Source organism: Streptomyces sp. NPDC003042, from assembly GCF_053591315.1.
This window is the reverse complement of sequence record NZ_JBSFTP010000006.1, coordinates 26,256-38,198: the sequence shown is the minus strand read 5'-3', so window position 1 is coordinate 38,198 and position 11,943 is coordinate 26,256. Positions and strand designations below refer to the sequence as shown.

The following is an 11,943-nucleotide window of genomic DNA, read 5'->3' as shown; positions in this document are numbered from 1 at the left end:
GTGGACCTCGTCGTCCGGGGCGCCCGTGTCGTGGACGGCACCGGCGGCGCCTCCCGCACCGCCGACGTCGGCGTCCACGAGGGCCGGATCACCGAGATCGGCCGCATCCCGGCGGGCGGCCGCACGACGGTCGACGCGCACGGCCTCGTCCTGGCCCCCGGCTTCATCGACATGCACGCCCACAGCGACCTCGCGCTGCTCCGCGACCCGGACCACAGCGCGAAGGCCGCCCAGGGGGTGACCCTCGAAGTCCTGGGCCAGGACGGCCTGTCGTACGCGCCCGCCGACGAGCGGACCCTCGGGGAGGTACGGACGGCCATCGCCGGGTGGAACGGCGACGCGCCCGGAAGCTCGGACATCGACTTCGACTGGCGCACGGTCGGCGAGTACCTCGACCGCTTGGACCGGGCCCACGACGGTCAGGGCTGCGCGGTCAACGCCGCCTACCTCGTCCCCCAGGGCACCGTCCGCGCGTACGCCCTGGGCTGGGACGACCGCCCGGCGACCGCGGCCGAGCTCGACCGGATGCGGCAACTGGTCGAGGAGGGCCTGGCCCAGGGCGCCGTCGGGATGTCCTCCGGGCTGACCTACACCCCCGGCATGTACGCCTCCGGCGCCGAACTCACCGAGCTGTGCCGGGTGGTGGCCCGCCACGGCGGCTACTACTGCCCCCACCACCGCTCCTACGGCCGCGGCGCCCTCTACGCCTACGCCGAAATGCTCGCCCTGACCCGCGAGGCCGGCTGCGCCCTGCACCTCGCGCACGCCACCATGAACTTCGGCGAGAACGAGGGCCGGGCCGGCGAACTGCTGGCCCTCCTCGACCGGGCACTGGCCGCCGGCGCGGACGTGACCCTGGACAGCTATCCGTACACGCCGGGCTGCACGACCCTCGTCGCCCTGCTGCCCAGTTGGGCGAACGAGGGCGGCCCGGAAGCCGTCCTCGCCCGCCTGCGCGACGACGCCACCGCCGAGCGGATCCGCCACGCGCTGGAGGTGGAGGGCGCCGACGGCTGCCACGGAGTGCCGGTGGACTGGTCGACGATCGAGGTCTCCGGTACGACCGATGCCGCGTACGGGGCGTACGTCGGCACCCGTCTCGACGGCTGGGACACCGCCCGGCGGCTCCTCGTCGGGGACCGCCTCGGGCCCACCGTCCTCCAGCACGTCGGCCACGAGGACAACGTCCGGGCAATCATGCGCCACCCCGTCCACACCGGCGGCTCCGACGGCATCCTGCACGGCGCGAAGCCGCACCCCAGGGCGTACGGCACCTTCCCGCACTACCTCGGCCGGTACGTGCGCGAACTCGGCGTCCTCTCCCTGGAGGAGTGCGTGGCCCACCTCTCCGGCCGCCCCGCGGCGCGCCTGCGCCTGCCCGACCGGGGCCTGGTCCGCGTCGGCCACCGCGCCGACCTGGTCCTCTTCGATCCGGACACGGTCGCGGCCGGATCGACGTACGAGCATCCGCGCGCGGCGCCCACCGGCATCCCGCACGTGCTCATCGACGGGCGCTTCGTGATGCGCGACGGCCGCCGCACGGACGTCCTCGCCGGGCGCTCGGTGCGCCGTACGCCCGTTCGGCAGTGACATTTACGATGGGCGCCATGGTCGCCTTCGCCGTCGCTGCCCTGTTTTTCCTCGCCTTCTGCGTCAACGCCCGAAAAGACCGCCGCCGCTTCAGCAACGCCGTGCTCCTCGGCCTGACCTTCATCACGCTCTCCTTCGCCCTGCTCCTCCAGGTGGGAGAGCTGCCCGACTGGGCGGCGATGCCCGTCGTCCTGCTCGTCTTCGCCCTGCCCACCCTCGGCATCCTGGCCCTCGGCGTCTTCCTCATAGCCAACGGCATGACCATGGTCCGCAAGGAGGGCCGCCGCCCGGCCAACCTGCTGTCGATGCTCGCGGGGCTCGGGATCTTCGGGATGATCGCGCTGCTGCTGACCGTCGGGCAGTTCGGCTCGCGGACCCTCAACGGCATGACGGCGACGCTCACCGCGCTCGTCGTCTACGTCTCCTTCATCTTCCTGTGCTTCCTCGGCTACGCCTTCCTCTACGGCCGGATCAAGGTGCGCGGCGACGTCGACCACGTCGTCGTCCTGGGCGCCGGCCTGATCGGCGGGGACCGGGTGCCGCCGCTGCTGGCCTCGCGGCTGCGCAAGGGCCGGGCGATCTACGAGGCCCAGCTGGCCCGTGGCAGCCGCCCGCCGGTGTTGCTCACCTCGGGCGGGAAGGGCTCGGACGAGCAGGTCTCCGAGGCCAGGGCGATGGCGGACTGGCTGATCGCGCAGGGCGTGCCGGCGGAGCACGTCCGGCTGGAGGACCGTTCCCGCACGACCGAGGAGAACATGCTGTTCAGCCGGGAGATCATGATCGCGGACGACCCGGGCTACCGCTGCGTGGTGGTCACCAACGACTTCCACGCCTTCCGGGCCGCGACGATGGCCCGCAAGGCGGGGGTCAACGGGCAGGTGCTGGGCTCCCCGACGGCGCGGTACTTCTGGCCGAGCGCGACGATCCGCGAGTTCGTCGCGGTGTTCTGGGAGCACAGGCTCGTGAACCTGGGGATCTGCGGTCTGCTGGTCGCCGCCGGGATGCTGGCGACGGTCGGGCTCTGAGTCCGGACACGCGGGGGAGGTGCCGTGGCTCCCCCCCTCGGCAGCCACGGCACCTACCGCACCGGCTAGAGCCGCTGCCAGAGGGCCGGGACCACCGGCGGCTCCCAGCCCGTCTGGGCCTGGTGGCCCTGGACGCAGCGGTAACTCGCGCCGCCGTAGGTGACGGTGGCGCCGGCCGCGTAGACGGCGCCGGCCTTCCAGGTGCCGCCCGGCTCCGGGTCACCGGGGCCGGGGCCGGGGTCGCCGCCGCTGACCTTGAGGGTCAGGCCGTAGCCGGACAGGATCGGGTTCAGCGGCTGGAAGAAGGTGGTCCCGCCGCTGGAGCAGTTGCCCGAGCCGCCCGAGGTGACGCCCTGGGCCTGGCTGCCGGAGATGTAGGAGCCGCCGGAGTCGCCGGGCTCGGCGCAGACCGTCGTACGGGTCACGCCGGAGATGGTGCCCTCGGGGTAGGTGACGCTGGTGTTGTGCTGCTGGATGGTCCCGCAGTGCCAGCCGGTGGTCGATCCGGAACGGCACACCGAGGCCCCGACGGGTTGCAGCACCGAGCCGGTGACCTGCACGTTCGCCCCGCCGCTGCCCTTGACGTACGGGGTCGCGGTCCACTGGGCGTTCGCCGCCACCCAGGCCATGTCGTTGCCCGGGAAGACCGAGGCCTGGAAAGAGCCCTGGGCGACCTGGTTGAAGCCGCTGGTGGTGGTCCCGGCGCGCCCGCAGTGCCCGGCGGTGGCGAAGCCGCTGACCGTGCCCTTCGTGATCGGGAAGCCCACGGAGCAGCGGCCGCTGCCGTTCATGTAATACGCGTCGCCGCCGCGCAGGTCGTACAGCGGGCGTGGGGCCTGGGCGGTACGCACCACCGTGACCAGCGCCGCATCGGTCCCGGTGGCCGCCAGCAGGCCGGCCGCGGCCCCGGGCCGGACCTCCTCGACGACCAGGGTGTTGCCGCGCGGGTCGACGTAGCGGACCGGGGTCTCGGCGGTGGCCGCCCGGTCCAGCGCGGCCTTCGCGGTGTCCAGGTCGGCCAGCGACCGGCCGACCAGCTTCGCCTCGGCCCCGGCGGCCCGTATCGCGGCGGTGTCGGCGGCCCGCGTGGTGGCCACGGTCAGGGTCGCCGCGTCGGCCCCGTCCAGCCAGGCCCCGGCGAAGGCGGCGCCGAGCCGCGCCCGGAGCCGGGCGGCGGTGGCCCCCGCCTCGGCCTCGTGGGCCAGGCGGGCCCTGGCCTGCGCGGGGGTCAGGCCGAGGTCGCGCCGCATGGCGGTGAGCAGCTCGGGCGGGGCATCGGCGGTGCGCAGGGTGGCTGCGGCGGACTTCTGCGGCGGTGCGGGGTGGGTGGAGTCGGCCGTGGCGCCGCTCGTGCCGGACAGCAGCAGCCCCGCGGCGGCCAGGGCGGTACACGCCGCGCGGGCGTGTCGCTTGAGCATGGGGATCTCCTCGGTTCGGTGGGGGTCAGCGCCACCGTAGGAATCCGAACCGCCGTGCGGGAGATGCCGGTTGGCCCCTCCCCCGGCGTTATGGCCGCGCGGCGGGCGCCGGCCCGTGGGCGGCTTTCGGGCGGCTTTCGGGCGGCTTTCGCGCGACCTTGGGGCGGCCTGCGGTCGGCCGACGTGCGTTCATGGGGCGGCCGCCGGAGGATGGAGGCTCAGGGGGCATCGGAGGGGGCACTGGAGGAGGTACGCGATGGACAGTGAATCGGACCAGCAGCAGCCCGGCCGCCCCGCTCAGCTCTTTTCGGGCGGCGAGCGGCCGTACGACCCCGAGGACCTGGTGATGGCGACCGGGCACGACCCGACTCCGGAGCGGGTCGAGAAGGCGCGCCTGCTGATCGAGAAGGAAGGCCCGCAGGTCATCGAACGATTCCTGCCGTAGGACACGCCGTAGACACGCCGTAGGACATGCCGTAGGGCGAGCTGCTGAAGGTCGCGGCCCGGGGTCGCACCCCGGGCCGTGGCCGTTCCACGCCTACGTCCGCACCGGCCGCGCGGACGAGGCCGAACCGCCGGCCGGGGCCGCCCGGGCAGCCGCGCCGGCCGACCGGGCCAGTGCCTCGGCGTGCGCCGCCCGGGCATGCTCCAGCACCGCCGCCGCGTGGCCCGCGGCCCGCGCCGCCGGATGCCAGCCGAGCAGGTGCCGCCACACCAGCGGGCTCCCGGCGAGCGGGCGGGTCACCATCCCCGGCGTCGCCGGGAAGGTCGCACGGCACAGCCCCACGGCCCGCCCCACCTGGACGAGGTGCACGCACGAAGCCGTGTCCGCCTCGTACACGCACGCGGGCGTGAACCCGGCCCGCACGCAGGCCGCCGCGAAGCAGTCCCCGAAGCACCCGTCGCCCGGTACGTCGGTCCAGGCCTCGGCGGCCAGCTCCGCCAGCTCGATCCGCTCCCGCTGTGCGAGGGGATGGTCCTCGGCCAGCATCACGTGCACCGGGTCCCGGGCCACCTCCCTCCACGCCAGCCGCCCGAGCTCGGGCGGTGCGCTCTCCCCGCACACCCCGACCAGCGCGAAGTCCAGCCGCCCGGCCGCGACGCCCCCGGCGACCTCCCGCTCCGACCACGACGTGTACGTGGTCACGGGCACGCCGGGCTCCTGCCGGGCGATCCGGTCCACGAGCCCGCCCAGCAGCGGCCCGTGCGTCCCCCCGAGCCGATGGCCGACAGCGCCGTCCTGCCGGGCGAAGCGCACCGCCTCCTCCTGCAGCTCGCACACCGCCGGCAGCACCACGCGGGCCCGCTCCAGCACCAGTTCCCCGAGCGCGGTGGCCCGTACGCCTTCCCGTCCGCGCACGAAGAGCGAGCCGCCCAGCGCCCGCTCGATCCGCTTGAGCTGGGTGCTCAGCGCGGGCTGCGCGAGCCCGAGCACGGTGGCGGCGCGGGTCAGGCTCCCGGCGTCGGCGACGGCCCGGACGATCTTGAGGTGCCTCAGCTCCAGATCCATCCCCCGAGCTTGGTCCAGACCTGTGGGCGTGCGCTACGGGTCTGCCGCATCCAGAATCGATGGACGCTCGTTAAGCGCGCAGGGGGTTGCCGTACGGAGGTCAGGCAGATGCACACCGTCACCGTCACCGTCGACTGGGACCACCCCACCGACCCGGGCCCCGGCCCGCGGCTCGACCACGTACGCACGTACGTGTCCAGCGGAGGCGCCGACGGCCATCTCTGGCACGGCGTCCCCACCCTGCTCCTCACCACCGTCGACCCCGCCACCGGCCGCACGCTGCGCACGCCGCTGATCTACGCGGAGGACGAGGGCCGCCACATCGTCCTGGCCACCGCCCCCGAAGCCCCGCACCACCCCGCCTGGTACGAGCACCTCACCGCGCACCCGGAGGTCCGCCTCCAGGTGGGCCCCGCCGTCTTCCAGGCTGTGGCGCGCACGGCGGACGCGGCGGAGCGTGAGACGTACTGGGAGGCGATGACGGCGCTGTGGCCGCCGTACGACGACTACCAGGCCGCGGTCCGGCCCCGGGAGATCCCCCTGGTGATCATCGAACACTGACGCAACGGTCCGGGCTCCACGAACGTGGAGAGCCGGTCGCCGTCCGCGCCCGTATCCGCGCCCGCGACTGCGCCTGCTTCTGCGTGTGCACGCACCCGCGAGCTTGTGCTCCGTGCCGCCGCCCCCTGCCCCCGCCATGCAGGCGGGGGCGGAGTGACGGCGCGGCGCGGGACTTCTACTCGAAGCGCACCGAGCGCACCTCCAGGGCGTCGGTCGCGGGCTTGCCGTGGGGCCGCAGCCGCCATTCGTCACCGGCGCAGCCGGTCTCCTTGTAGACGGTCACCGCGGAGTCGGTCTGGTTGTGCGGGCCGTAGCCCGGCTCCACGTCGTCGTCGCCGACGGCGTAGAGGTTGACGCACTTGCCGCTGTGCGGGTCGTGCAGGGTGACGTGCTGCTCCTGGCCGTAGCCGTCCACGTACTTGTAGTGGAAATACCCCTCGGCGGCCACGGCCGAACCGGACATCGACAGGGCCAGGGCAAAGGCGGCCACGGCAGCGGCGGCGGTGTTGCGGAGCTTCATGACGGGGGTTGATCCCTTCCTGGGGCGTGCGGAACTTCGCAACGACCCTAGGAGGGCCCGGCAGGGCGAATCGATCCTCCGCAATCACTCGGCGTGGCGAGCTCGAACCACACCACCTTCCCGATCCCGCACTCCCTCGGATACGCCCCCCAGCTCCCGGCCAGCGCCGCCACGATCCCCAGCCCCCGCCCGGACTCGTCGAGCACCCGCGCGGCACGCGGCACGGGCAACTCACGCCCGGAATCAAGCACTTCGACCCGCAGCCGCTCCCCCCGGAGCCCGCACCGCACCCACACCTCCCGCCCGGCGGGCACACGGGCATGGCGGCAGGCGTTGGTCATGAGCTCGCTGAGGAGGAGGACGGCCGTCTCGGCGGTGTCGTCGGGCAGCTTCCACTCGCGGGCCTGGGCGGCGAGACGGGCACGGGCGCGGGGGACGCTGATGGGCGCGCGGGGGTAGCGCCACTCGATGGGGTGATCCATGGTCCATACGGTCGCGGCCGGGGTAAGGGGCGGGCGAGTAACCGCGCGTAGACGGGGGGCGGTTGTACACGCGCGGTACGTACGAGCCAGGGGAGGGAAGGGCCGATGACCGAGGCATGGCGGTACGGCGGCAACCAGGTCAGGCTGTGGCGCACGGAGGCCGGCAAGACCCGCGAGGAACTGGGCGCGGAGGCCAACTACGACGCGGAGACGGTGAAGTCGATGGAACTGGGCCGCAGGCGGCCCACGCTACGACTACTCCAGGTCGCGGACCAGATGTTCGGGGCGGCCGGGAAGCTGTCGGCGGTCGCGGAGTACATGAAGCCGGAGCCGTTCCCGAAACGGTCGGAGGAATACATGGCGGCGGAGGCGGAGGCCTTCGCGATCAACTGGTACGAGCCGCTCCTCATCCCAGGCCTGCTCCAGAGCGAGGAGTACATGCGGGCACTGATGAGTGACGCCTGCCCTCCGCTGGACGACGAAACGATCGAGGAACGCATCCGGGCCCGCCTCGAACGCCAGGAGACCATGACCCGCCGCATCAAAACGGTCTACGGCTTCATCATCGCGGAGGCAGCCCTCCGCTCGGAGGTCGGCGGCAAGGAGGTCATGCGCCGCCAGTTGGACCTACTCCTGAAGCTGAGCGAACTACGGAATGTGTTCATCCAGATCCTCCCGACCGGGCGGGCATGCGGAGTGGCTCTCGTCGGCCCTCTCATCCTCCTGGAGACCCCTGAACACCAGCTGTGGGCTTGGGCCGAGGGCCAGGAAACCAGCGCGATGTATTCCCACCCCGACAAAGTCAGCACCCTCACCCAGGCCCCATGGCATGATCCGGATGAACGCCCTCAGCGCGGCGGAGTCGGCGGAGTTCATCAAAAACCTCGCGGAGGAATCATGAGTAGCGATCTCACGTGGTTCAAGTCCAGTTACAGCGATAGTCAGGGCAGCGCCTGCATCGAGGTCGCTCTCGACTGGCACAAGTCGACGTACAGCGACGGCCAAGGCGCCAACTGCGTCGAGGTGGCCACCTGCCCCCACACCGTCCACGTCCGCGACTCGAAGCTCGGCGACACCAGCCCCCGGTTCGCGGTCCCGGCGGGTGCCTGGTCCGCGTTTCTGACGGAGATCACCACTCGTTCGGGTCATTGATCGCAGAATCAGTGGCCTGACCGGCCCCCCATCCGCTACCAACAGGCGGGTAAGGGGGGAACAGTTGACCACAAACGCCCAAGAGCAGGGCAGGAACGGCAACGGCACCAACGGGCCGTTCCTCCTCGCCAAGGTGCTGGCGGACGCCCTCGTCACCATCGGTCGGCAGCGGTCGCCCGATGCGCGCGAGGGCACCCCCGCCACCTGCCGCTACTGCGGCGAAGCCGCGTACTGGCACAAGACCGTCCGGGGCAAGTGGATCCTCATCCAGCCCGGCGATGCGCCCTGTCACCTGATCCCCGCGGGTAAGCGCTGGCGCATCTCGGGCGACGGCACCGCCGTCAACCTCGGCGCTTCCACCCCCTCGGACACCTGCCGCGTCTCCCACTTCGACGTGTGCACGGTCCGGGCCGCCGCCGCCCCCGCGACCACGCCGTAGCGACGGCCTCGATTGTCGGTGGCGTGCAGCATGCTGGGATCGGTGTCGGCCTGACGCCACGGCGACGGGGGAAGGACCGAACAGTGCTCACGGGGATCGAGAACGTGGACTGGGCCTCGATGGAGCACGCGTACGGCGACGCGTCGGACGTGCCGCTGCTGCTGCGCGGCCTGGCCTCGGACGATCCGGCCGAGCGGGAGGTCGCGCTGGACGGCATGTACGGCGCGGTACACCACCAGGGCGACGTCTACGCCTGCACGGTCGCCTGCGTCCCCTTCCTCTTCGCCCTTCTGCTCCGGCCGACGGTGCGCGACCGCGGTTCGGTCCTGGAGCTGCTGTGCAGCATCGCCGGCGTGGAGGAGCCGGATCCGGAGGAGATCTGGACCGACTTCGAGGACGAGGACGAGCACGCCGCCTGGGTGGCCAACTACGTGGCGGCGTCCGCGATGACGCGTGGGCGGTCTGCCGAGCTGTTCGCGCTCCTCGACGATCCGGATCCGGAGCTGCGCGCCGTGGTGCCGGGTGCGCTCGTACGGCTGCACGCGCATCCGGGACGCGTCCTGTCCGGCCTGCGGCAGCGGTTGCGGGACGAGCCGAGCGCCGCAGTGGCCCGCGCGCTGGTGGGCGCCGTCGGGGATCTGGGCGTACGGCACGGCGGGGAGACCGCCCAGGAGGCGGCGGCCTGCCTGGAGCACGTCGTACGTGACGCCCGCTCGCACCCGGAACTGCTCCTCACGGCGTTGACGGGACTGGCGCGGTGCGCGCCCGGCCTGCCGGGGCCCGACGCCGTGGCGTCGGCCCGGGAGGCGATGCGCGCGGCGCGCGAGGAGCCGGCGTTGCCCGCAGCGGCGCCGGCCCGCCCGCGGACGGACACCCTCGTGTCGTACCTGCGTGATCTGCGGGCGGAACACCGTACGGCGGTCGACGCGGACGAGGCGATCGAGCTGCTCCAGGCGTTGCACACCGCCCTGGCCGACCGTACGGACGAGCGGCTGGCCCTGCTGGTCGACCAGCTCCGCAGTCCGTCGCCCGGACAGCGTCTGGCGGCCGTGGACCAGGCGGGCCTGCTGCTGTCGGGATGGCGGCTGCCGAGCGAGGAGCCGGTGGAACTGCTGGCCCGCCAGGTGCTCGACGAGGACGAGCGGCTGGCCCGTGCGGCGCTCGGCGCGCTGGCCCACCTGCACCCGCTCGCGCGGGGCGCCGCCGACGTGATCGCGGAATCGCTGCCCGCCTTCCGCCACGAGCTGGACGACAAGGACTGGTGGTGGTGCCGCTACGGCCGCGCGGTCGAGGCGCTGGCGCTGCGGGGCGACCCCCGGGCCGTGCCGGAACTGGCGCGGGCGCTGCGGGCGGGGCCGTTGCCGTACGACCTGCAGAAGTGCCTGGAAGCGGTCGCGCCGCACGCGGCGCCGCTGGGGCCGGTGCTGCTGGAGCGGCTCGCCGACCTGCACCCCGAGGCGCACCGGCGCAGGGCACGGCTGCTCGACGCCCTGGGCGTGCCCGTTCCGGCGGAGGCGCTGCCCCTGGTGGCGTCGTTCCTGGGCAGCGAGGACATCGCCACCCGCCTCGCGGCGCTGGCGGCGATCGCCCGGTACGGCGCGGATGCGGGTCGATACGCCGCTGTGGTACGGACGTCGGCGACGTCGACGTCGGATCCGTCGCCGTACCGCCGCATGAAGACGGCCGAGGCGCTGTGGGCGGTCGCCGGGGAGGCCGAGCGGGAACTCGTACTCGACGCGGTCGAGGCGGTGTTGCGGCTGGAGCGGCCGAACGATCGCCGGGACGGGTTCGGGGCGGCCGGGCGCATCGGGCGGTCCGCGTCGCCGCTGGCGCCGCTGCTGCGGGAACGGATGGCCGAAGCCGAGCACCGCGCGGAGGCGGCCGTCGCGCTGTGGCGCGTGACCGGGGACGCGGAGGAGGTCGCGGCGGTGCTCGTAGAGGAGTGGACGCGGACCCCCTTCCGGCTCCCCGAGACCGCCGCCTGCCTGGCCGGCCTCGGCCCGTCAGCGGCAGCGGCCGCCGCCCCCTTGGCCGAGGCCGAACTGGCCCGCCCCCGCCGCCACGGCAACGACGACCCGTCGCGCCGCACGCGCCATCACGTGGACGTGGACGAGGAGTTGCGGCGCAACTGCCTCCGCATCCTGGGAAGGGGAGCGCCGACCGTCACTTCGGGCACAACGTAGCGTCGAGGAGGGCCGGCACATCGGCGGGACCCCGCTTGACGGTTCACCGCCGTGGCCCCACGTCAGGCCGCCGCAGCCGAGCGGCGTGCTGACCACACCCGGCCCGTACCGGTCCCCAGGCCACCGGCCGGGCGGCAGCAGGGATCTCGACGGTGGTGCGCAACTCGGCGACCTGCGCGGGCTTCAGGAGCTTGCCGCCGGTGCAACCTGCCGTGCAACGTGGTGGCCGCATCGGAAAACCGGACACGCCCAGCCTGCACGTTCAAGATCCACTGACCTGTCCGGGCAGCCCCTCACGGCCGGTCGTAGACGGTCACCTCCACGTCGCGCGCGCACAGCGCGTCAGTGATGAGCGGCTCGATACGTGACCACGTGCCGCCGGCGAGGCCGCAGCCGATGCGGGGCATGTGGACCGTGGCACCCAGCTCGACGGCGTGATCGGCCAGCGCGGCGAGGCAGCGCCCCACGGCGTCGTAACGGATCGGCGGACCCCCGCTTCCGGTACGCATCCCGCGCTGACCGATCATGTTGGCCACCCACACGTCGGGCTGCACTCGCACCACCTGCACGGCCCCGAGCCCGAAGTCGTTCCCGCTGCGCCCCCGATGCCAGGCCCGGTACGCCGCCTCGGGCTCACCCCAACGCCGCGAGACGGCGAGCACTAAGCCCTTCCCCCATCCCCCGAGGTCGTTGCAGACGTGGGCAACCACCTTGGGCCCTTTGGCCTGCGGACTCGTCGCATCCCCGGCAATGATCCTGAGCGGCTTCATCCGGCAACGGTAGGCGGGGGCCGGACAGGGGGCGGGGGTGGTGGTGGTGTGGGTGGGGGGTGGGTCGGGGGCTTCGGAGGGTGGGTCGGGTTGGCGGGATCGGGGAGGTGGGATCGGGGAGGTGGGCGGGGGTTCGGTGGCCGGGGGACCGTTCTCCGGGATCAGGGAAGGTATGGGGGCTTCCCGTCAGTCTCATCGTCTCTCCGGTTCGGGCCGGCCCCTCAAGGGCGCTCCTCCTTCGTCGTCGCGTCGCTTCGCGATGGCCTTCGGCCACCCTTGACCGACCGTCCCGC

The 11,943-nt window shown here is 73.2% G+C and carries 12 protein-coding genes; 7 read left to right on the top strand and 5 right to left on the bottom strand.

Annotated elements, in window-relative coordinates:
• Positions 1-1,590: an N-acyl-D-amino-acid deacylase family protein gene (locus ACWDYJ_RS05065; RefSeq protein WP_451564073.1), complete on the top strand. Its 1,590-nt coding sequence runs from the start codon at positions 1-3 to the stop codon at positions 1,588-1,590.
• Positions 1,591-1,607: 17 nt separating this feature from the next.
• A complete protein-coding gene (locus ACWDYJ_RS05060; protein WP_451564072.1) occupies positions 1,608-2,615 on the top strand; it encodes a YdcF family protein in 1,008 nt (335 codons plus the stop codon).
• A 65-nt stretch (positions 2,616-2,680) separates the two neighbouring features.
• Here ACWDYJ_RS05060 and ACWDYJ_RS05055 read toward each other — a convergent pair whose 3' ends face one another.
• Complete coding sequence (locus ACWDYJ_RS05055) at positions 2,681-4,033, bottom strand: carbohydrate-binding protein (protein WP_451564071.1); 1,353 nt, start codon at positions 4,031-4,033, stop codon at positions 2,681-2,683.
• Positions 4,034-4,289: 256 nt separating this feature from the next.
• On the opposite strand from ACWDYJ_RS05055, the gene ACWDYJ_RS05050 reads away from it, so the two are divergent.
• A complete protein-coding gene (locus ACWDYJ_RS05050) occupies positions 4,290-4,478 on the top strand; it encodes a hypothetical protein (protein ID WP_451564070.1) in 189 nt (62 codons plus the stop codon).
• A gap of 93 nt (positions 4,479-4,571) precedes the next feature.
• Here the strand turns inward: ACWDYJ_RS05050 and ACWDYJ_RS05045 are convergent, their stop codons facing one another.
• Positions 4,572-5,543, bottom strand: coding sequence for a LysR family transcriptional regulator (locus tag ACWDYJ_RS05045; RefSeq protein ID WP_451564069.1), 972 nt, complete (start codon positions 5,541-5,543; stop codon positions 4,572-4,574).
• Between the two features lie 108 nt (positions 5,544-5,651).
• On the opposite strand from ACWDYJ_RS05045, the gene ACWDYJ_RS05040 reads away from it, so the two are divergent.
• Positions 5,652-6,104, top strand: a complete 453-nt coding sequence (locus tag ACWDYJ_RS05040; protein ID WP_451564068.1) for a nitroreductase family deazaflavin-dependent oxidoreductase — start codon at positions 5,652-5,654, stop codon at positions 6,102-6,104.
• 175 nt (positions 6,105-6,279) lie between these two features.
• Here ACWDYJ_RS05040 and ACWDYJ_RS05035 read toward each other — a convergent pair whose 3' ends face one another.
• Together ACWDYJ_RS05035 and ACWDYJ_RS05030 are read right to left on the bottom strand one after the other, a co-directional pair.
• Positions 6,280-6,624: a hypothetical protein gene (locus ACWDYJ_RS05035; RefSeq protein ID WP_451564067.1), complete on the bottom strand. Its 345-nt coding sequence runs from the start codon at positions 6,622-6,624 to the stop codon at positions 6,280-6,282.
• Positions 6,625-6,671: 47 nt separating this feature from the next.
• Entirely contained in the window at positions 6,672-7,106 is a 435-nt protein-coding gene (locus ACWDYJ_RS05030; RefSeq protein WP_451564066.1) for an ATP-binding protein, read from the bottom strand.
• A gap of 105 nt (positions 7,107-7,211) precedes the next feature.
• On the opposite strand from ACWDYJ_RS05030, the gene ACWDYJ_RS05025 reads away from it, so the two are divergent.
• The 3 genes from ACWDYJ_RS05025 to ACWDYJ_RS05015 all read left to right on the top strand — a co-directional run bounded on the left by ACWDYJ_RS05025 (position 7,212) and on the right by ACWDYJ_RS05015 (position 10,880).
• Entirely contained in the window at positions 7,212-8,258 is a 1,047-nt protein-coding gene (locus ACWDYJ_RS05025) for a Scr1 family TA system antitoxin-like transcriptional regulator (RefSeq protein WP_451564065.1), read from the top strand.
• Positions 8,259-8,322: 64 nt separating this feature from the next.
• Positions 8,323-8,697 carry a DUF6083 domain-containing protein gene (locus ACWDYJ_RS05020; protein ID WP_451564064.1) on the top strand — a complete coding sequence of 125 codons (375 nt, stop codon included), beginning with the start codon at positions 8,323-8,325 and terminating at the stop codon, positions 8,695-8,697.
• 83 nt (positions 8,698-8,780) lie between these two features.
• Positions 8,781-10,880, top strand: coding sequence for a HEAT repeat domain-containing protein (locus ACWDYJ_RS05015; RefSeq protein WP_451564063.1), 2,100 nt, complete (start codon positions 8,781-8,783; stop codon positions 10,878-10,880).
• 293 nt (positions 10,881-11,173) lie between these two features.
• Here ACWDYJ_RS05015 and ACWDYJ_RS05010 read toward each other — a convergent pair whose 3' ends face one another.
• On the bottom strand, positions 11,174-11,650 hold the full coding sequence (locus ACWDYJ_RS05010; RefSeq protein ID WP_451564062.1) for a macro domain-containing protein: 477 nt from the start codon (positions 11,648-11,650) through the stop codon (positions 11,174-11,176).
• Between the last annotated feature and the right edge of the window lie 293 nt (positions 11,651-11,943).